The organism is Bradyrhizobium sp. 956_D2_N1_4 (assembly GCF_052076025.1).
In the GTDB taxonomy this organism is placed as follows: Bacteria; Pseudomonadota; Alphaproteobacteria; order Rhizobiales; family Xanthobacteraceae; genus Bradyrhizobium; species Bradyrhizobium barranii.
The window spans coordinates 6,215,169-6,235,716 of sequence record NZ_CP197237.1; the positions used below are offsets into that span (position 1 = coordinate 6,215,169).

At 63.0% G+C, this 20,548-nt stretch carries 18 protein-coding genes and 1 pseudogene; 10 read left to right on the forward strand and 9 right to left on the reverse strand.

The window, feature by feature from the left end; genetic code table 11:
* The first annotated feature begins 2 nt into the window (after positions 1-2).
* Positions 3-581, forward strand: coding sequence for a TetR family transcriptional regulator (locus AB7535_RS29440; RefSeq protein WP_231143373.1), 579 nt, complete (start codon positions 3-5; stop codon positions 579-581).
* Between the two features lie 23 nt (positions 582-604).
* Here AB7535_RS29440 and AB7535_RS29445 read toward each other — a convergent pair whose 3' ends face one another.
* A complete protein-coding gene (locus AB7535_RS29445; RefSeq protein WP_231143374.1) occupies positions 605-1,159 on the reverse strand; it encodes a hypothetical protein in 555 nt (184 codons plus the stop codon).
* A gap of 255 nt (positions 1,160-1,414) precedes the next feature.
* On the opposite strand from AB7535_RS29445, the gene AB7535_RS29450 reads away from it, so the two are divergent.
* A complete protein-coding gene (locus AB7535_RS29450) occupies positions 1,415-3,202 on the forward strand; it encodes a peptide ABC transporter substrate-binding protein (RefSeq protein WP_231143375.1) in 1,788 nt (595 codons plus the stop codon).
* Here AB7535_RS29450 and AB7535_RS29455 read toward each other — a convergent pair.
* Positions 3,165-4,142: an AraC family transcriptional regulator gene (locus AB7535_RS29455; RefSeq protein WP_231143376.1), complete on the reverse strand. Its 978-nt coding sequence runs from the start codon at positions 4,140-4,142 to the stop codon at positions 3,165-3,167. The genes AB7535_RS29450 and AB7535_RS29455 overlap by 38 nt on opposite strands.
* Positions 4,143-4,363: 221 nt before the next feature.
* Between AB7535_RS29455 and soxC the strand changes: the two genes are divergently transcribed.
* The 7 genes from soxC to AB7535_RS29490 all read left to right on the forward strand — a co-directional run bounded on the left by soxC (position 4,364) and on the right by AB7535_RS29490 (position 11,527).
* Complete coding sequence (gene soxC, locus AB7535_RS29460) at positions 4,364-5,635, forward strand: sulfite dehydrogenase (RefSeq protein WP_231143377.1); 1,272 nt, start codon at positions 4,364-4,366, stop codon at positions 5,633-5,635.
* Positions 5,622-6,170, forward strand: a complete 549-nt coding sequence (locus tag AB7535_RS29465) for a c-type cytochrome (protein WP_166102840.1) — start codon at positions 5,622-5,624, stop codon at positions 6,168-6,170. Before soxC ends, AB7535_RS29465 begins: the two co-directional genes overlap by 14 nt.
* 9 nt (positions 6,171-6,179) lie before the next feature.
* On the forward strand, positions 6,180-6,647 hold the full coding sequence (locus AB7535_RS29470) for a DUF302 domain-containing protein (RefSeq protein ID WP_231143378.1): 468 nt from the start codon (positions 6,180-6,182) through the stop codon (positions 6,645-6,647).
* 32 nt (positions 6,648-6,679) lie between these two features.
* Complete coding sequence (locus tag AB7535_RS29475; protein ID WP_231143379.1) at positions 6,680-6,997, forward strand: hypothetical protein; 318 nt, start codon at positions 6,680-6,682, stop codon at positions 6,995-6,997.
* Positions 6,998-7,168: 171 nt separating this feature from the next.
* Positions 7,169-8,230 carry an HlyD family secretion protein gene (locus AB7535_RS29480; RefSeq protein ID WP_166102850.1) on the forward strand — a complete coding sequence of 354 codons (1,062 nt, stop codon included), beginning with the start codon at positions 7,169-7,171 and terminating at the stop codon, positions 8,228-8,230.
* Positions 8,227-10,557 (forward strand): ABC transporter permease, encoded by a 2,331-nt coding sequence (locus AB7535_RS29485; RefSeq protein WP_231143380.1) that lies wholly within the window; start codon positions 8,227-8,229, stop codon positions 10,555-10,557. The genes AB7535_RS29480 and AB7535_RS29485 overlap by 4 nt, the downstream gene beginning before the upstream one ends.
* A complete protein-coding gene (locus AB7535_RS29490; RefSeq protein ID WP_231143381.1) occupies positions 10,544-11,527 on the forward strand; it encodes an HlyD family secretion protein in 984 nt (327 codons plus the stop codon). The genes AB7535_RS29485 and AB7535_RS29490 overlap by 14 nt, the downstream gene beginning before the upstream one ends.
* Before the next feature lie 115 nt (positions 11,528-11,642).
* On the opposite strand, the pseudogene AB7535_RS29495 reads toward AB7535_RS29490, so the two are convergent.
* Positions 11,643-11,777 (reverse strand): annotated as a pseudogene (locus AB7535_RS29495) (hypothetical protein); the annotation flags it as partial.
* Positions 11,778-12,220: 443 nt separating this feature from the next.
* Here AB7535_RS29495 and AB7535_RS29500 point away from each other — a divergent pair.
* A complete protein-coding gene (locus AB7535_RS29500) occupies positions 12,221-14,146 on the forward strand; it encodes a sigma-54-dependent Fis family transcriptional regulator (protein WP_439037746.1) in 1,926 nt (641 codons plus the stop codon).
* 94 nt (positions 14,147-14,240) lie between these two features.
* On the opposite strand, the gene AB7535_RS29505 is transcribed toward AB7535_RS29500, so the two are convergent.
* The 6 genes from AB7535_RS29505 to AB7535_RS29530 all read right to left on the reverse strand — a co-directional run bounded on the left by AB7535_RS29505 (position 14,241) and on the right by AB7535_RS29530 (position 20,493).
* The gene (locus tag AB7535_RS29505) at positions 14,241-15,869 is read right to left on the reverse strand and encodes a molecular chaperone GroEL (RefSeq protein ID WP_231143383.1); all 1,629 of its coding nucleotides are present in this window, start codon (positions 15,867-15,869) and stop codon (positions 14,241-14,243) included.
* A 78-nt stretch (positions 15,870-15,947) separates the two neighbouring features.
* Positions 15,948-16,736 (reverse strand): metal-sulfur cluster assembly factor, encoded by a 789-nt coding sequence (locus AB7535_RS29510; protein ID WP_231143384.1) that lies wholly within the window; start codon positions 16,734-16,736, stop codon positions 15,948-15,950.
* Positions 16,737-16,741: 5 nt separating this feature from the next.
* Positions 16,742-17,785 (reverse strand): amidohydrolase family protein, encoded by a 1,044-nt coding sequence (locus AB7535_RS29515; RefSeq protein WP_028150058.1) that lies wholly within the window; start codon positions 17,783-17,785, stop codon positions 16,742-16,744.
* A 111-nt stretch (positions 17,786-17,896) separates the two neighbouring features.
* The gene (locus AB7535_RS29520) at positions 17,897-18,253 is read right to left on the reverse strand and encodes an MmoB/DmpM family protein (RefSeq protein ID WP_439037431.1); all 357 of its coding nucleotides are present in this window, start codon (positions 18,251-18,253) and stop codon (positions 17,897-17,899) included.
* 46 nt (positions 18,254-18,299) lie between these two features.
* Complete coding sequence (locus AB7535_RS29525; RefSeq protein ID WP_231143386.1) at positions 18,300-19,403, reverse strand: aromatic/alkene monooxygenase hydroxylase subunit beta; 1,104 nt, start codon at positions 19,401-19,403, stop codon at positions 18,300-18,302.
* A 49-nt stretch (positions 19,404-19,452) separates the two neighbouring features.
* On the reverse strand, positions 19,453-20,493 hold the full coding sequence (locus AB7535_RS29530; RefSeq protein ID WP_231143387.1) for a 2Fe-2S iron-sulfur cluster-binding protein: 1,041 nt from the start codon (positions 20,491-20,493) through the stop codon (positions 19,453-19,455).
* Positions 20,494-20,548: the final 55 nt, after the last annotated feature.

Consider the following 20,548-nt stretch of genomic DNA (forward strand, 5'->3'; position numbering starts at 1 on the left):
AATTGGCGCGCTACGACAAGGGACACAGGGACACGACGCGGCGGCACATTCTCGATGTCGCATCATCGCAGTTCCGCGAGAGCGGCATCGCCGCGGTGGGCCTCGCCGGCATCATGGCGGAAGCGGGCCTGACCAACGGCGCCTTCTACACGCACTTCGCCTCCAAGGAGGATCTGGTGCGCGCGGTGCTGCTCGACGCGCTGGAGCGGCGCGAGCAGCGGCACAGGGACAATCTCGAAAACGGCGTCGCGCTCGAGACCGTGATCCGCGACTATCTCTCGCCCAAGCATCGCGATCGGGCGGCGACCGGTTGCCCGACCGCGGCCCTCGTCTCCGAGATCGCGCGGCATCCGAAGGCGACGCGCGAGGCGTTCACCGGCAAGATGTCCAACATCCTCGCGCTGATGGCAGCGCAAATGCCTGAGGGCACGCCGGCGGAGCGGCGCCGCCGCGCCATCGCGGCCTACGCCACCATGGTCGGCGCGCTGCAATTATCGCGCGCGGTGAGCGACAGGCAATTGTCGGAGGAGATTCTCGAGAACGCGGTGGATGCCGCGCTGGCGCTTGCGAAGGGGCGCTAGCCCCAGGGCGGCCTGCGTGTTGCTCAGCTCCTCGCGTCGAGCTGGCTGCTGCGGCCGGACGAATTTGCTTGCGAGGCATAGGCGGAAGCTGCGGCCGATGCCGGTGAATAGTGCGACAGCGATTCGGCGAGTTCTTCGGCGGCCTCGGTGAGCTCCTTCAGGACGGCGTCGCTGTCCGTGGCGTGGCCGCCGGAGGAATGCAGCACCTCGAACGAGATTCCGTTCGGAAGATCGACATGAACCTTGTCGATCCCGACGGCGTCGGGCGTGTCGCCGTTCTGCGCCTGGTCGGCGCCGGACGCCGGATCACCTGATATCTGCTGGCTCGCGAGCTTCTGCACGAAATCCTCGATGGACTTGAGCGCGCTGCTGTCGAAGCCGCCGCCACCGAAATGGACGATGCCGATCGACATACCGTTCGGCAGGCTCACCTTGACCTCGTCGTAGGGCGTGCCGCTCTCCAGCAGAGACGAGAACATCGAGGCGCCGTCTTGTGAACCCGCTGATTTCGACTGGCTGGTGGATGAAGGCGACCCCGCCGCGCTTCCACCGATGCTGCTCATGCTGCTGACGCTCATACCCGCACTCCACTGTCATTGCGAACGCACGCTTTGCGTGCAATGCGCATGCCAGATGAGAGCCTCATTGCCATCAAGGGCTTATCACGAAATCCGGCCGGCATAGCCTTCACGCCGGCAACAATGTCCCGGCAGAAGCTGCCCATCTCCACGTTCGCCATTTCGTCGCAGGGCCTCGCCGGCATTGCCGCCCCGCGCGCGATGCAACATGATGGGGTGGCGGCGACGATTTTTCTTCGAGGTGGGGGTCATTCGATGAATGAAGACGAGATTCGCAAATCCATCGCGGAGGTGAAGCAAGGCACGCTGACGCGGCGCTCGTTCATCCGGACCATGGCTGCGGCCGGGATCGCCGCGCCGGTCGCGAGCCAGATCCTGCTCTGGAACGACGTCGCGATGGCGGATGCCACGCTGCCATACAAGCCGACCAAGGCCGGCGGCGGCGGCCCGCTCAAGATCCTGCTGTGGCAGGCCCCCACCCTGCTCAATCCGCATTTCGCCATCGGCACCAAGGATCAGATCGCCTCGCGCATCTTCTTCGAGCCGCTGGCCGGTTGGGACAAGGACGGCAACCTCATCCCCTGCCTCGCCGCCGAGATTCCGACCAAGGCGAACGGCAGCCTCGCGGCCGACGGCATGAGCGTTATCTGGAAGCTGAAGCAGGGCGTGAAGTGGCATGACGGCAAGCCCTTCACCGCCGACGACGTCGTCTTCACCTGGGCCTATGCGGCGGACCTCGCGACCGCCGCCTACAGCACGGGATCCTACAAGGACATCACCGTCGAGAAGATCGACGACCACACCGTCAAGGTGCTGTTCAAGGCCCCGACCCCGTTCTGGGCCGACCCCTTCGTCGGCTCGGTCGGCCAGATCCTGCCGAAGCACCATTTCGGCGACTATGCCGGCGCGAAATCGCGCGAGGCGCCGGGCAATCTGAAGCCGGTCGGCACCGGCCCGTACAAATTCGTCGAATTCAAGCCGGGCGACCTGATCCGGGCCGAACGCAACCCCGACTATCACGTCAATAACCAGCCGCATTTCGACACGCTCGAGGTCAAGGGCGGTGGCGACGCGGTCTCAGCGGCGCGCACCGTGCTCCAGACCGGCGAATACGACTATGCCTGGAACCTGCTGGTGGAGGAGGAGGTCCTCAAGCGCATGGAGGCCAGCGGCAAAGGCAGGGTCGACATCACGCCGTCCGGCAACGTCGAGTTCATCATCCTCAACACGACGGACCCCTGGACCGAGGTCGACGGCGAGCGTTCCAGCGTTAAGACCAAGCACCCGACGCTGTCCGATCCGGTCGTCCGCCAGGCGTTCAATCTCCTGATCGATCGCGAGGCGATCCAGAAATTCATCTACGGCCGCGGCGGCATCGCCACGGCAAGCTTCGTCAACCAGCCCCAGCAGTTCAAGTCGGGCAAGCTGACCTACGCCTTCGACGTCGACAAGGCGAACAAAATCCTCGACGAGGCCGGCTGGAAGCGGGGCGCGGACGGCATCCGCGAGAAGGACGGCAAGAAGCTCAAATACGTCTTCCAGACCTCGATCAACGCCCCGCGCCAGAAGACGCAGGCCATCATCAAGCAGGCCTGCCAGAAGGCCGGTATCGACATCGAGCTGAAGTCGGTGACCGCATCGGTGTTCTTCTCGTCTGATGTCGGCAATCCCGACACCTACTCGAAACTCTATTGCGACATGGAGATGTACAACACGACGCAGCCGCAGCCCGATCCGGAGCGGTTCTTGAACCAGTGCGTCTCCTGGGAGATCGCCAACAAGGAGAACAAGTGGCTCGGCCGAAACATCTCGCGCTGGTCCGATCCCGAGGCCGACAAGGCCTACAAGACCGCGCAGCAGGAGCTCGATCCGGTCAAGCGCGCCGCGCTCCTGATCAAGGTCAACGAGATCTTCTGCGAAGCCAATATTCTGGTGCCGCTGCTCTCCCGCAACATCGTCGGCGCCGGCGTCAATAGCCTCATGGCCGACATCTCGGGCTGGGACGTCACGACCTGGAATCTGGGGAGCTGGTATCGGGTCTGACGACCGGCGCGCGAGGACCCGGCTCCCTCAAGGCGCCGGGTCGCATGCCGTATCTGCGCATGATGGCTTTGCTCAGCGCGCCCTCGGACGCATAGCCGACCTCGCCGGCGATCTTTGCGATCGGATCGGAGGTGCCGGCCAGCCGCTTGCGCGCGACCGTCAATCGCAAATCGGACAGGAACGTCATGGGCGCGACCCCCGCGCGCTTTTGAAAAGCCCGCACCAGCGTCGCACGCGAGGCGATCGCCACCGCCGCCATGTCGTCGAGCGTCCAGTCCCGGGCGAGATCGTTGAGGATCGCCGACACCACCCGGGCCGTCACGCGGTCGCGCAACAGCGACACCGTCCCGTTCCCGGAGGCATCGTCCGAAAGATGATCGCGGAGCATCATCACGAACAACGCTCTCGCGAGGTCGGCCGCGACCACCTCCGATCCAACCCGCCCTGCGTCGAGCTCTTCGCGGATGTCGATCAGCAGGCGCCGAAACCGTTCCAGCAGCGGCTCCTCCGCCGTGCGCAGGATGATCTCGTCGGGAAGCGCGGCGATCAGCGGATTTTCATCCGACGTCTCGAACAGGAAACGGCCGCACAGCAGTTCGGTATCGACCTCGGCCTCGACCGTTGCACGCTGGCGGACGCCATTTCGGACCTCGGTCGTAACACGCCCGACGGCGCCGCCCGTCCGGCTGCGAACCGCGTGACTGTCGCCATGCGGCAGGAGAAGGATGTCGCCGGCTTCCAGCCGCTGCGGGCCCAGGCCCGGCCGCTCGACCACGCAAGCGCCGCGTGTGACCAAGTGGAACTGCGCCCATCCCTTGCCGTTCGGCGCGTGTAGCGACTCCCAGCTGCCGCCAAATTTGCAGGAATCCTCGAATATTGGACGGATCCTGAACAGCGGCACCATCGCCTTCAACAATTCCGCCGCGTCCGCCTCCGACATCCCTCTCCCCTTGATCCGCCCGGACATGTCTCCGAGCCGCCCGGCCATTCCATGGAACAACCAAGCGCATCTACCGTACGAGCGGGCCGTCCCGCGCATGAGTGGACCAGTACTCATGGCTTTTAACATATCCTAACGAGCAATCCTCACGGCGTTCGGTAATGTCACGGCATGAAGGCGGCAGGGATTTCCAAAAAACAGGGTTATCAAGGGGAGATCATATGACGTCCAAGACGCCAGTCGAGCTGTTGCCACGGCCTGCGAATGTGTCGCGCCGCGGCTTCGTGGGAGGCCTGTCGGCGGGCATCCTTGGCGCGGTGGCGTCCGAGGCGGCGGGCGCCGAGACGCTCGCCGACGTCCCCGATCGCGGGCCCGGCGCCGATCTCAGCGCGCACAGCGAACGCTCCCGGTTTGCAAAACTCGATCGCATCCCCGAGGCGACACCGGGCAAGCGCAACGTCGATCCCGGCGACGCCATCAATTCCAAGACGCCGCACCAGAAGCTCGTCGGCAACATCACGCCGACCGACCTGCATTACGAGCGCAGCCATTCCGGCGTGCCCGATATCGATCCCGCGCAACACCGGCTGCTCATCCACGGCATGGTCCAGAAGCCGCTGGTGTTCAGCGTCGAGGATCTGAAGCGGATGCCATCGGTGACGCGCGTGGTGTTCATCGAGTGCACCGGCAACGGCTGGGAGAATTGGAAAAAGGCCGATCCTGACGTGACGGTGCAGAACACGCATGGCCTCGTCAGCACCAATGAATGGACCGGCGTTCCGCTCAAATTCCTGATCGACCTCGTCGCCAAGGACAAGGGCTCGAACTGGATGCTGGCGGAGGGCGGCGACGGCGCGGGTGTCGATCGCAGCATTCCCCTCACCGACGAGATCGTGAACGAGGCTTTCGTCGCCTACGGCCAGAACGGCGAGCCGCTGCGGCCCGCGCACGGCTTTCCGATGCGGCTGGTGATGCCGGGCTTCGAAGGCAACCTCAACATCAAATGGCTGCGCCGCCTCAAGTTCGGCAGCGAGCCCTGGATGACGCGCTGGGAGACGGCGCGCTACACCCAGCTGCTGGCCAACGGCAAGGCGCGGCAGTTTCAGCTGCGGATGGAAACCAACTCCGTCATCACGCAACCATCGGGCATGATGCAGATCCAGCCGGGCTATAACCGCATCTCGGGTCTTGCCTGGAGCGGTCATGGCAAGATCGCCAAGGTCGAGATCTCCACTGACGGCGCCAAGACGTGGAAACCCGCGCAATTGAGCCAGCCGGTGCTGTCCAAGGCGCAGGTGCGATTCCAGATGGATTGGGTCTGGGACGGCAAGCCGACAAAAATCGTGAGCCGCTCGACCGACGACCAGGGCAACGTTCAGCCGGACCGACAGTCCTTCATCGCCGCGATGGGGACCAACGCGCTGTTTCACTACAACGCCCAGCAGACCTGGAGCATCGACGAAGCCGGGAGGGTCCGCAATGTCCTCGCATGATAAGCTGCTTCTCGCCGGCATCCTCACCGCCGGCCTGCTCGCCGCCCCCGCGCTGGCGTTCGATTTCGGCCGTCCGGCAACGCCGCAGGAAATCAAGCTGTGGGACATCGACGTCGGCCCCGACGGAAAGGGCCTGCCCGACGGCAGCGGCACGGCGGTGCAGGGCAAGCAGATTTTTGCCGACAATTGCGCGGCCTGTCATGGCGACAACGGCCAGGGCGGCATCAAGGATCGCCTCGCCGGCGGACAGGGCACGCTCGCCTCCAACATGCCGGTCAAGACCGTCGGCAGCTTCTGGCCCTATGCGACGACCCTGTTCGACTACATTCATCGCGCGATGCCGTATCCGACGCCGGGCTCGCTCAGCACCGAAGAGACCTATGCCGTCACGGCCTATATCCTGAGCCTCAACGGCATCGTTCCTGCCGACGGCAAAGTCGACAAGGACTCCTTGCCGAAAATCAAGATGCCAAATCGCGATGGCTTCATTCCGGAGCCGGAATTCGACCCGGCGCGATTATTCCGCAAGAAGTGAGCTGACATCATGAGGCTCATCTCACTGGTCGGGATCTTCGCGCTGATCGTGACATGTTTCTGGGAGACGCAGGCAATGGCTACAGACGGACTCATCACCATCAAGAGCAGTTTTGGCCCGCAGGACACGATGACGCGGCTCGAGACGGAGGTGAAGGCCAAGGGCCTCACCGTGTTTGCCCATGTCGATCACGCCGCAGGCGCTGCCGCCGTCGGCATGAATCTGCGGCCGACTGATCTGCTCATCTTCGGCAACGCCAAGGGCGGCACGCCGTTGATGCAGCAGGCGCAGACCATCGGCATCGACCTGCCGCTGAAGGCGCTGGTCTGGCAGGACGAGCAAGGCGCGACCTGGCTGTCGTACAACGATCCGGCCTATCTCGCCGGCCGTCACGGCGTCGGCGAGCCGGCCAAGGCTGCCGTCACCGCCATGACCGCCGCGCTGCATGCGATCGCGACCAAGGCCACCGCGCCGTAAGCGCGACGCGACGGCCGCGTGAGGAGAGGTTCATGAACGTGACCAGCGGGCAACCGGCGCCGCCCAAGGCGCAAGACAGCAAGCTCGCCCGATGGCTGGTCATCGCGGTGTTGTGCGCCATGCTCGTCGCCGCGAGCGTTCTCGGCTATCTCGGCTGGACCAGCACGGATGCCAGCGTGCCGGCGTCCGGCTATGTCGCGCTGGTGCTCGGCGTGGTGTTCTCGCTGGTCGTCGGCGTCGGCCTGATGGCGCTGGTGTTTTACAGCAGCCGCAAAGGCTATGACGAGCCGGTGGTGCTGATCCGGGAGCCGGAGAACGATCCGGACGATGGACAGAGCGGCCCGCGCTAAGCCGCAACAAGGGGTTGACGGGGTGACGGGTATTTTGCCCGACGAGCAATCCGAATAAGATGGCCGCCGGCACGTCGCGGAGTATTGAAAGTACCGCACCGCTTCGCGATTGCGACTGGGCCTGGCAACCGAATAGAGTGGGCCATCCGGTCACGAGAAAGGGAGTCAGGCATGGACGCGCCGAGCTCTGACAAGGACATTCAAAACACACCCGACGAGCCGGCTAACGAACAGGCGAAAACCACGCGCAACCCAACACGTACTCCTTCCATCATCGTCGGTGTCGTTGCGGCTGCCGTCGTCGCGCTTTCCGCCTTCTATCTCTTACGACCCGAACCATTGCTCGTTCAAGGCGAGGTCGATGCAACGCGGCTCGATATCGCGGCGCGCGTGGACGGACGGGTCGGCAAGATTCCCGTCGAACGCGGCCAGAACGTTGCTGCGGGCGCGGTGCTGGTCCAAATCGACAATCCGGAAACGCTGGCCAAGCACGAGCAGATGAAGGCGGCCAAGGCTGTCGCGGACGCCCAGCTCGCCAACGTTCTGGTCGGAACGCGGGTGGAAGTCATTGCCGCACGGAAGGCGGAAATGGAGCGCGCCCAGGCGGCGCTGGTGCTGGCGCAAAAGACCTTTGACCGCACGCACACATTGACCGAGCAAGGCAACGCGCCGCAAGCGCGCCTCGACCAAGCAACCGATGCGCTGCATGAAAGCGAACGCGCGGTCGATCAGGCCAAATCGGCCTATGAGCAGGCGGTCAATGGCTACACCAAGGAGGAGCGGGCCATTGCGAATACCAATGTCGAAAAGGCCAGTGCCGATATCCAAAGTGTCCAGTCGATCATCGACCAGCTCGTGGTTTATGCGCCCGTAGCCTCGCAGATCTATCAGCGTAATGTGGAACCCGGCGAATACGTCTCGCCGGGCGTCCCGCTCGTCACCTTGATCAATCTGGCGGACCTCTGGGTGCATTTCGATCTTCGCGAGGATCTCGTCAAAGGCCTGAAGGTCGGCGATCGCTTCGATGTCCGCATCCCCGCCCTCGGCGACCGCCCCGTCACGGTCGAGGTCAAGCTCATCGCGACCAAGGGCGAATATGCAAGCTGGCGAGCCACGCGTGCTTCGGGCGATTTCGACCTGCGAACGTTTTCGATCCGTGCCTATCCCGTTCAGCCCGTGCCCGAGCTGCGACCTGGAATGAGCGCCTATCTCGACTGGCGGTCGCGGCCATGAGGCCCGCGCCCAAGCCCGGATTTCTGCTGGTCGCGCGGCGCGAGTGCCGCTGGCTGTTTCACGATCGTGTGGCGCTGCTGCTGATCTTCGGCGTGCCGCTGTTTGCGTTCGTGGTTCTCACCACGGTCTTCAGCCATCCGGTCATCCGCGGCCTCGGCGTGACGATTGTCGACGAGGACAAGTCGGACGCCTCGCGGGCCCTGGTGGAATACGTCGCGGCGTCTCCGAGCCTGAAAATCACAGACCGCTCCGGGACGCTGTCGACGGCCGTGCAGGACATACGCTCCGGCAAGTCGATCTCGGCCGTCTACATCCCGCCGGATTTCGAGCGCGACCTGAAGGCCGCGCGCCGCCCGCAGATCGTCGGATTTTACAACCAGCAGTTTTTGACTCCCTCCGGGATCGCATCCTCAGGTCTGAGCGATTCACTTTCCGCCGCGGCAGCCGTGGCCGCTCCCGCCAGTCGCGCGGCACCTGCGCCAGCGTCCCTGGGAGCGCTCAAGGCGGAGACCATGGCGCTCGTCAATCCGCAGAAGAACTACGCGCAGTTCCTGCTGCGCGCGCTGCTGCCGACCATCATCCATGTGGTGATTACCCTTGCCGCCGGCTATTCCGTCGGCTCCGAATTCCGCCGCCGCGACGCGCGGGCCTGGCTCGAAAGCGCCGGTGGCGATCCGCTTGTCGCGCTGGCCGGCAAGCTCGCGCCGCTGTTCTGCCTCTTCATTTTGATCATGCTGGCCGAGCCGCTGTTTCTGGAGGGCGTGCTGGAGATTCCCTTCAAGGGCGACTTGCCGTTGATGATCGCTGCAGCCTCGCTGCTGATCATCGCCTATCTGTCGCTCGGCGCCCTGCTCCAGCTTCTGGTCGGCGATCTCGCCACCGGACTCGGGCTTGCGGGCCTCATTGCCTCGCCCGCATTCGGCTATGCCGGCGTCGGCTTTCCCACCATCGGCATGAATGCCTTTGCGCAGACATGGAGCGCGATCCTGCCGCTTCGCTGGTACATGGCCGTCCTGCTGGGACAAGCCGCGCGGGGATTGCCGGTCGCGGATTCCGCTATTCCCTTCGCTGCACTTGCCGGCCTGGCGCTGGTCTTTGCCGGCCTGGCGTGGATGCGCATGGCGAACGTCACCCGCAAGGGCTGGTTCGCAACAGCGCGGCCTGCCGAGCCACACGAGGTCATCTCCACACCGCGCGGCGTCGGCGGCGCCTTCGTGGCGGAGTGGCGGCGCGTGCTGGGAACGCGGGGCGCCTTCGCTCTGCTGTTTCTCGCTCCCCTGGTCTACGGCATCTACTATCCGCAGCCCTATCTGAACCAGATCCTTCGCAAGCTTCCGATTGCGGTCGTCGATAACGATCTCAGCGATCTCAGCCGGCAGATCGTCGAGACGCTGGATGCGAGCGGCGCATTGAGCGTGACGGTTCGCGCCCGAACGCTGGCTGAGGCGCGCAGCGCGATCGATCGCGGGCAGGCCTTTGCCGCCGTCGAGATTCCGCCCGACACGGAACGCGACGTGCTCAAGGGCATCACCGCCCACATACCCGTCTATGCGGACGCAACCTATCTGTTCATCTTCCGATCGAGCGCCAGCGGGGTCGCCACCGCCATCGGAACCTTGACGTCCGAGCTGGTTTCGCGCGGCGCGCGCTCGGATGGCAGCCTCGTCAAGGCGAAGCTCGCGACGTCGAGCCCGGCCGACGTGTTGCTGCAGCCGATCTTCAACCCGGTGGGCGGCTATGCGAGCTACGTGGTTCCGGCGGCGTTCATCCTGATCCTGCAGCAGACCCTGCTGATCGGCGCGGCTATGCTGACCGGCACCGCGCTGGCGAGCGGCGGCGCGGCCTTTGCCGGCGTGCTCGGCCGCGGCATCGCGCATCTGACCATCTACCTTCCTGCGCTCGCGCTCTACGTCATCGTGCTGCCCCGCATCTACGGCTTTTCCACACTCGGCCATCTTCCGCAGATCCTCGCGCTCGCGAGTGTCTTTCTGCTGGCAACGAGCTTCATGGGTCAGGCTATCGGGGCCTGGTTCACGCGACCGGAGAACGCAACCATACTGCTGCTGGCGACGAGCCTGCCGCAGTTCTTCATGGCCGGCTTCGCGTGGCCGCGCGAAGCAATTCCGGACGTGGCCCTTGCGTTCGGCCGGTTGTTCCCGGCCGACTCCGCGATCGACGGCCTCGTGCGCGTCAACCAGCTCGGCGCCGGCATCTGGGAGGTTGCGCATGACTGGCTCGCATTGTGGTGCCTGGCGCTCGGTTACTTCGCGCTCGCGGTGATCTCGGCATTTGCCGTCAGGAGGAGACAGGGACATGCCCAACCTTAGACCTGCCGCCTTCGTCGCGATTCCGCTTGCGCTGGTCGCGGCGGGCGCGCTGCTCTATGTCATGCGCCACGCGGCACCGCCGGCAGCCATCGTCGGCGTCGTGCGCGCGACCGAGATCAGGGTCGAGCCGGAGGTCAACGGCCAGCTGGTCTCGATCGCGGTTGAGAAGGGTGCCTCTGTGAAGGCCGGCGACGTCGTGGCGCGGCTCTCGGCGGTGGAGTTGACGGCGCAGGCGGACCAGGCGCGTGCCGCGCTCGCGTCCGCCGTCGCAAGCCGCAACAATGTCTATGCCGGCGTGCGCCGCGAACAGGTCGATTCGCTGAAAGCCGCCATCGCCAAGGCCGGCGCCCGCCTCGACTACGTGCAGGCCCAGCTCACCCGGACCAGCACGCTGGCGCGCCAGAGCTTCGAATCCCAACAGTCGCTCGACCAGGCCGAGAATGACGTTGCAAGCGCGCGTGCCGGCGTGGCGGAGGCCCAGGCCAATTACGATGCGGCCGTGGCGGGACCGACCCGGGAAGAGCGCGCGATCGCCGACGCGCAGGTGCAGGCTGCGACCTCCGCGGTCACCGTGCTCGAGCGCCGCCTCGACAAGATGGTGTTGCGCGCGCCGGCCGACGGCGTGGTCAGCGTCATCGCCGCCGAGGTCGGCGAAAATGTTCGCGCGGGCCAACCGATCCTGATGGTCGAGGCGGCGGGCAGGCAATGGCTCTCGTTCAACGTGCGCGAGGATCATCTCGATCGTCTCTCGATGGGAGAAACAGCGAATGTGATGCGGAACGGCGCTGATGTCGCGACGAAGGCGGTCATCACTGAACTTCGACCGCTCGGCGTGTTTGCCACCTGGCAGGCCGAGCGGGTGATTGGCGATCATGACCGCAACACGCTTCGCCTGCGCCTCGACCCCAAGGGAGACAAGGGAGAGTTAGCAGGCCTTGAGCCGGGCATGACCGTCTGGATCGGCCCCTAAACCCCGGTGATTTGAGCTCGCGGAACCAAGCTGTTCCGACCGTCTGCAAAATGAAGCCCCAGCAGTCATTGAGACCACTGGGGTTTTTCACAGCCTTGCGGAATTCGAATTCAACCTAGCTGGTGACGGCGGCTTCGGTGTAGGGCGCCGTATTCTTCCCGCGGTTGTCGATGCTGAGAGCGCCCGCACCGAAAGCCGCGATCTGGAGCAGTCCGCCCGCCATCATCACGTTCTTCAGGAAGTGAATCACCCCGATGTCCATAGCTGCGGGATGGCCGAAGATACTAGCCCGCGCCGCCCAATTCCCTGATGCTGCGCCGCACTACTGCGCGCCTAGCCCGGATTTTCGAATAGATCGAGCCGCGGCCCAGCGGAACTTCGATCGCTACCTTTGCTAGAACCATTCAAAATGTATAGGCTGATCTGGTCAACGGGCTTGAGAGAAAGGCCCGGGACGTTCGGGACGTGGAACGCTGAAGGGGTTGCTTGATCGGAAGGCGCGGTCGTCTTCACGGCGGGTGCGACGGATATGGAATCCGATTCAGACGGCCGTCACGGCGGCCTGGAAGGGTCTTACCGTCGGACTTTACGTGAGCGAACCGGCAGTTGCGCCAGGCACTCCCCCGCATTCAGGTGAATGATCGCAGGGTCCGTCATGAGCGGTCCAGCACCTTTCACGTCGGAGGAGCCGGGATGGACCAACGAGAAGTGCTGGCGGCGTGGGAGAAGTTCGTCGAGCGCGGAGCGTTGTCATCCGACTTGAGATCATCGGTCGCGGCGTCGTGGCAGCGATCCAGGAACCATCACGTCACCGTCGACCGTGCGCGAGCGCCGCTCGTCGCGGACGCCGAGTTGTTTCGTCATCGCTCCAAATACGCGTCGCTCCGTCATGCCGCCCGCTGCGCTCTCGAGAACTCAAAAACATTTCTGCGCGATGCAAACTCAATCATGATCCTCACCGATCCGAGTGGGCTGATCATCGATACGCAGGGCGACGACAGGGTCATCGACGCCGGCCGCGCAGTCCATCTCGAACACGGAGGACGCTGGAGCGAGGCCGACATCGGCACCAACGCGATTGGCGCCGCGATAGCGGAATCGAAACCTGTCCAAATTCACGGTACAGAGCATTTCTGCTCGGAGGTGCAGCGGTGGACTTGCGCTGCCGTCCCGGTTCATGACCCGACCGATGGCGAACTGCTTGGCGTGGTCGACATCTCGGGTCCTGCAAGCACCTTCAATCCGCAGAGCCTGGCTTTGGCCGTCGCGGTCGGCCATCACGTGGAAAGCGTTCTGGCCCAATCAGTCCGACAGGAACATGAGGAGTTGCTGTGCCGCTTTCTCGGCAGGAGATCGCAATGGGCGAACGATGAATGCATCGTGCTCGATCGTCGTGGCATGATCCTCCACGCCACCGAGCGTGCTCTGAACGCACTCCAGCATGATCGCCACGGCATTCACAACGACGCGCCAACCCGCTTTTTGAAGACGGTTCCCTTCGATGAGTGGCCGAGCAGGTTGAAAGAGCTGCTTCCCAACGCGAGCTTCAACTTCGTCGAGAACGAACGCTCCGGCATCGGCGCCATCGTGGTGCTGCATGCGCGACGACGCCAGTTGATCACGCATCGCGACGTGCAGAAATCGAGATCCGAATCTGACGGTCGCGAGACCGCGAGCTCATCATCTGCCCGAAAGGATTCAAAGCCGGAACCACGGTCTCTTCAGAGCATGGCCGCCGGCTTCGTTGCGGACGACCCCGCGGTCCGAGCGATCGTCCGTCAAGTCGAGACCGCGGCAGCACGCAAGATGCCCATCCTCATCCGAGGCGAGACCGGAACCGGCAAGGAACAGCTTGCCCGCCACGCCCATATGGCGAGTGGGCGGACCGGCGCGTTCGTTCCAGTGAATTGCGCCGCCCTGCCGGAAAGCCTGATCGAGAGCGAGCTGTTTGGCTATGCCGCCGGGGCATTCACCGGGGCGCGGCGCGGCGGCGCGATTGGACTGGTCAAGGAGGCCGACGGCGGCACGCTGTTCCTTGACGAGATCGGCGACATGCCCGTCGCGCTGCAGGCGGTGCTTCTGCGCCTGCTTGACGACTGGACCGTGCGCCCCGTCGGCGGCGTCAGATCGAAGGTCGATGTCTTTCTCATCTCCGCGACCAACGCCAGATTGGACAAGGCCATCGCCGAAGCCCGGTTCCGATCCGACCTGCTCTATCGTCTCAATACGCTCGAGGTCAACCTACCACCGCTCCGGGATCGCAACGACTTTGACGCCATCGTTCGCCATCTGCTCAATGCGATCGACCCGAATTGCGAAATCACGCGGACGGACATTGCACATCTCGCCGCACGTCCCTGGCCTGGCAACGTCCGCGAGCTCCGCAACGTCCTGGCGCGATTCACCCTTGCCGCTGCGGACGGCTCTATCAGCGAAGCCAGCGCGGAGAGCATCGTTCAACACCCCGGAGCGGAGTCCGGATCGCTCCACGACATCCACCGCGCGCGAATCCTTGTGGTGTATGCCGAGACCGCCGGAAACGTCAGCGAAACCGCGCGACGCCTCGGCGTCTCGAGAAACACCATCTATCGCGCACTGGGGCAGAAGAAGCCCGAGTGATGCCATAGTGTCTCGAAGCGCCGATGCTGCGAGTATCGCAGCATGCCCTACTATGGACGGAGCGCCGGTCGCTTCGAACCGATGATTGTTCCGTTCAAAGCAGCTCGGCACCACCACCTCGGGCCGGGCCGGCGGTCGGATCGTAGTCATCCGGCTTCTTGGCGATCAAGGTCTGAGTCGTCAGGATCAGTCCGGCCACCGATGCCGCATTGCGAACCGCGCTGTAGCAAACCTTGACCGGGTCGATGATGCCAGCTTCGACAAGATCGACCGCCGAACCATTGCGCACGTCGAGCCCGTGGCCATTCGTGGCCTTGGCAATTTTCGCAACTTCCGCCTCTCCGTTCAGGCCGGCATTGGCGGCAATGTAGAAAAGCGGCCGGCTGAGCGCGCGTTGCAGCAGCTCGGCGCCCTGCCTGGCGCCTCCGTCCAGACGACTGATCAATTCGTCGAGCCTTGCAGCGATCCTGAGCAAAGCCACTCCCCCGCCCGGCACAATGCCTTCTTCGATCGCGGCGCGGGTCGCGTTGATCGCATCCTCGATCAACTGGGTCCGGCGCTTTTGCTCGACCGGCGTCGCGCCGCCGGCAAGAATCATCGCTGTGCCGCCGGACAGTTTTGCGATGCGCTCCTGGAACTTGTCCCGCTCAATATTTTCGGGAGCGACATCGTATTGGCGCAACACCTGCTCGCGTCGCGCCGCGATGGCCTTCTGATCGCCACCTCCCGCCGTGATCAGGGTCTTCGAGGCGGAAATGCGCACTTGGCGCGCGGACCCGAGGTCGTGCAGCTCCACCTTCTCGAGCCTTCCGCCTAGATCGGCCGAGATAACGCGCCCTCCGGTCGCGATCGCGATATCCTCGAGCATCGCCTTGCGCCAATGGCCGAACTCCGGCGGGTGAATCGCGGCAACCTTGAAATTGGATTTCTCCCGACGCGCCAGCAATTGCATGATGACCGATGGCGCCACTTCCTCGGCGATGATCAGCAAAGGTCGCCCGCTCTTTTCGATGAGCGAGATCACACCAGCCAGTTGCTCCCCGGTCTGGATCTTGAGATCGGTCATGACGATGAACGGACTGTCGAGAACCACCTGCATTTTCTCGACATCGGTGACCATATGATGTGAAAGATAGCCGCGATCGAAGGCCATGCCTTCAACGATTTCCAGCGTCGTCTCGACCGTGTTGCCAAATTCCACCGCGACGATTCCGTGATTGCCGGCGCGCTCGAAGGCTTCGCCGACCATGTCGCCAAGCGCTGTGTCGTTGGCGGCAATGCTCGCAACAGCCCGCAGGCCAGCAGACCCCTGCAGCGGTCTCGCCGACCGTCGTAGCGCCGTGATGGTCTCACTAACCGCCAGCTCCAGCCCTTGAACCAGCTCGACCGGATTGGCGCCGGCCGCTAAACATTTCAGGCCTTCCTGCACAAGAACATCGGCCAGCACGGTGGCCGTGGTGGTGCCGTCCCCGGCTACCTCATTGGTTCGCGCTGAAACCTCACGCAACACCTGCGCGCCCATATTCTCAAACGGGCATTCAAGTTCGATTTCGCTGGCAATGCTGACGCCATCGCGCGATACGATCGGTGTGCCGATCGGTCGGTCCATGATCGCGTTCATGCCCCTCGGACCCAGCGTTCCGCGTACCGCCTTGGCGAGCTTGGCGACGCCCCGGCCCAGCGCGGCCCGCGCAGCTTCATCGTGCAACATGATCTTCGGCATTCTATATCCCCGACTTTGCCTTGAGGTGGTCTGGTCTGGACTTGTTATCGATGCTGCGCACCCGCATCACGGCACCTGTTACGTGCCCGGCGACGCCGGCATCGTCCTCGATTTCGGTACGAACGGTGTATCGAGGTCGAACCGCGCGGCAAGCAGGCCGCGGCACAGTGCGCCGTTGAATTCAGCATTGATGCCCACGCGACGTAGATTCGACAGGTATGCGGCAAGGCCGTCGGCTTTCAGCCGCGCTCCGTTCGCATCGACAAAGGCGGGTTCACCACCACTTGCCGGACCTACGACAGCACGTCGCTCGAGATAGCGCTGAATCAGCGTCTCACCTGCATCGTCGAGCGGCAGGCAACCGAGCTCCGTCAACGTCAGGCTCACGATCTCTGTCGGCGATTGCCCCAGCGCGATGAGGTGACTGAGTAGCGCAACCTGCCGGCGCTGGAACGCCTTGACGAGGAATGTCTGACGCAGATCATCGAGGCTGCCATCGGCCTCGGCGCCGAACGTTTCCTGGAACGAGCGCCCCTGCGCGAGGCCAGCATTAATCTTGTCGGCATACATGTGCTCACCCAAGACCACGCTGACGCCCTTGACCCAGTCCAACGCGCTGATGGACCGGCGCATGTCGTCCGCCATCAGGAACGAAAAGTTGGCAGCGCACCAATAGGTCGGCAAGCGGAACTCGATGTGGACCCGATCCTTCGCGTCGACATCGGCCCTGGTCACGAAATTCAGGTCGATGACGGACTCGTCGAGTTCCGGGTCCATCACGTCCCGCAGGCAGGCCCATATCTGCGCCTGCCTGTCATCTGACGAGCGGCTTCTCGGCCGCTCCCTCCCCTCAACGCCACGCTTCATGGCCATCACCTCGGCGCGTGAACGGCTTCGGGCAAGTGGGCATAACCGCCGCCCGCCCGGATCTTCTTCTTCTGCGCTTCGACATCGATGCCGTAGATACGCGCGGCATTGAGACCGAGGATCTTGATTTTCGTTTCCATCGACAGCACCGAACCGGTCTCCTTGGTGACGTCGGCCGGAATTTCAAATGCCATGAACTTGTCGATCAGCCATTTCGGCGTCCAGATACCATAATCGCTGCCGTAAAGGATCTTGTCCGGTCCGACCCAGAATAGCAGTTCGGAAATGACGTGGGCGAAATACCCCGGCCGCGAATGGATGAAGGGCAACGCCACCGCGAGGCCGGCATAGACGTTGGTTTCCTGGGTCGCGATCCAGCAGAAATCGTCAAGGCGCGGCAAGCCACAATGCTCGACGATGAAGTTCAAATCCTGGAACGAGGTGGCGACGTCATCGATATCGGCGACATCGAACGCATCCCGGTTCAGCGGGATGATCGTTGGCCCCTTGTGGACGTGGATGTTCTTGATCCCGAGCTTCTGCGCCGCCTCGAGATACTGGTAGGACGCCTTATCGGTGAGCTTGTAGCCCTTCGACTCGCCACGCCATTCGGCGGTGTAAAGCTTGACACCCTTCAGCTTGTGCTTCTCGGCGAGCGCATGAAGGTCTTCGATGCCCTTGGTACCGTCACGCGGATCAAAGGCGCCGTTCAGGATGAAGCGGTCCGGATGGCTCTTCTTCATCGCCGAGTTTCGTTCGGTGGTATTGAAGCCGTTCTTGTAGAAGTCGGTGAGATAGGTCGGCTGCAGGATCGCCATGTCGTCGTAACCGGTGACGAACAGGTCGTCGAACATCGTCTTGGCGTCGTACTTCTCGAACTTCTCTTTCTCCCATTTCTCCGACGGCGGGCTCAGATTCGCGTGATAGGCGTAGAAGCAGTCGATGAACTGCTTGCCGTGGATGTTCTTCTGGTTGGCCGGACTACCATCCCAGAAATGCGTATGCCCATCGATGACAAAAATCTCTTCACCCTTGGCCGTCCTGTACATGGCGTTACTCCCGCTCCGCTGGATATTGCGTATTGTTGTGAGGCGCGATTGATGTCGTCGAAATGAGCCCGGCCGGCTCTGGTGCCGGCCAGGCTGGTTCGTTCGCGATCGTTAAACGATGTATTTCATCATCTCGTTCATGTCGCCGAACAGCATGACGGTGTTATCATCCGTCATGACCATTCGGCCGTAATGCGTCGAGGTTGAAATCTCGAAGAGATGCGGGGTCATGACGCGGCCCAACTCTTCGGAAATCTCATCCATCTTGAATTCCATCTTGCCGTCGCCATCGATACGGATCATCGCCGGCATGTGGGTCACCTTGATGTGTTCATGACGGCTCATGACTTCGGCGATAGCGCGCGCCTCGACGCTATCGTTCATTGTCACTCCGCATTGATGCGACACCGTGTCCTCGAACGTGATGTCTTTCATCGATTTGAAGATGTTGTCATTCTCGTGCAGCATGTCGGTCTCCAGAAGGATTGAGTGTGAGGGCGTGAAGCGATGCCGATTACGACGCCAGTCCGGCCGGAACCGTCAGGCCAAGCTCGGAGGCGATACCCCTGATACGATTCTTCGCGTGTGCCATGGCATCGGCGAAAGCCGCGACCTTGACCCGAGGCTGCGACCAGATGGGCTGCAAATGATTGGCGGCATCGAGCGCGAGATCGGCATGATTGGCCAACCATTTGTTGAACAACGCAAGGTTCTGCGCCCCGAAGGTCGGATCAGTGCCGAGGATGTGGAACAGCTCGACGGTGTTGGCGAGATTGCGCTCATAGTCGGCCTCCGCAGCGGAGACGACAGCCGGAGTGATGAAGTCGTTCTGCGCAGACGCCGCCTGCATCAGGAAGCCTGAGCGGAAGAGTTCGCCGACCAACGGCTCGAACACCGCATTGGTCGCAAAATATTGCTCGAGATAGTCGTTTGAACCCATCACTGATTCAACTGACTTGCGCACGCCTTGCCAGATCGGATCTTCCAGCCAGTGCTTCTTGCCGGCGGCAATGTCGAAGCCTGGAAGGTCGAGGCCGATTTCGCTCAGATAAAGAGTGATGTCCTGCGCGAAGCGAAGCTTGTAGGACGAGTTGGTCAAGATCGCATTGTTGACCATCTGCGTGTAGCCATAACGCTGCGCCTGCATCGTCGAGGTGCCGAGACCGAACTCGGCATGCTTGTAGGCTCCGAGATGGTTCTGCAATATCTTCACCCAGGCGGGATCGAAGCGGGTCGGCGCGCCCGATTTCCGGCCATTCTCGATGGTGTTCTGCACCATGCCGCAGATCGTCGACTGGCGCTGGTAATGGGTACGCTCCCACTCCTGGTCGACAGCGCGAAATTTGTGCCAGTTCGAGCTCTTTGCCGCCGTCCAGTCCTTGGAATAGGTCGGCGTTCCGTCAGGGAACGAGATGATCCAGTCCTGCAGCAGATAGCGCTCCGGATCGGGTTGAACATCGACCGTCATGTCTTCGTAATGGGTCGCCTTGCGCCCCTTCGGTTCGAAGTAGTTGTACTTGCGGCTGTCGGAGCCCGGGAAAACCGCTGCCCCCGCGGCTCCGGATTTGACGATTGCCGCAGGCTTGGTCGCTGCTGCTCTGCTCGTTTGCGCGCTCATTGTTTACTCCCTTTCTGCCATTCTGTTCTGCGACGAACCTTGAACGCCGTCATCGCACCGCCGGCGTAAACTTGTCGAAATAGATGTGGTCCGGCTCGACGCCGTTCATTTGCAGCACGGGCAATACGGCGTCGATCATCGGCGTCGGCCCGCACGCGTAGGCGTCGATGGCGCCGCTCAGCTTCTCCTCGCGCAGATGGCGCAGCACGACCTCGTGGATCAGTCCGGTCTCGCCGTCCCAGCCGTCACCCGTCTCCGCATGCGACAGTGCCGGCACGAATTTGAAATCGTTCAGCCGCGCCGCGATGGCCGCGAGCTCATCGAGGTAGAACAAGTCGGCGCGGGTACGCGCTCCGTAGAAAAACCGGACCGGTCTCTGCTCGCCGCTCCCGATGTGATCGGCCAGGATCGACCACAGCGGCGACATGCCCGAGCCGCCGCCGATCAGCAGCATCGGCCCCGGACGTTCTTCGCGCCGGAAGCAGGTGCCATACGGCCCCTTGGCGATCACGGCGTCGCCGACGGCCAATTTCCCATCGAGCTGGGACGAAAACGCCCCGTTCGGATATTTCTTGATGATGAAGCGGAGATTGATGCCTTCTCCGGGCGGGTTCGCCATCGAAAAGGCGCGGGTGATGGTGCCATCCTGAAGCGTCAGATCGACGTACTGGCCTGCCCAGAACTTCATCGGCCTCTCGATCTCGATCTCCAGCAATCTGATGTCTGACGTCAGCGCGCTAATCGCTGCCACGCGGCCGGAAAATGCCTTCACCGCGATCGAACGGCTAAGCAGGTCTTCGTCATAGTTGAGTAATTCAACGCCGATGTCGCTGTAGACATGCGTCCGGCACAGCAGGATGTGGCCGGTCTCGCTCTCGTAATCCGGCAGAGCGAAGGTCGAGTATTTCAGAAGCTCAATGTCCCCCTCAACCAGCTTTGATTTGCAGCTGCCGCACTGACCTTCCTTGCAGCCATGCATCAGCGAGATGCCCTGACGAAACGCGGCATCGAGGACGGTCTCACCCTCTTCCACTTCCATCTCGATACCCACTGGCTCGAAACGAACCTTGTGAACCCGCACGTCCGTCATTATCGCGGCCCTATCGTCGCAGCAGTTGTACAGAACGATCGGCAAACCGTTGCCG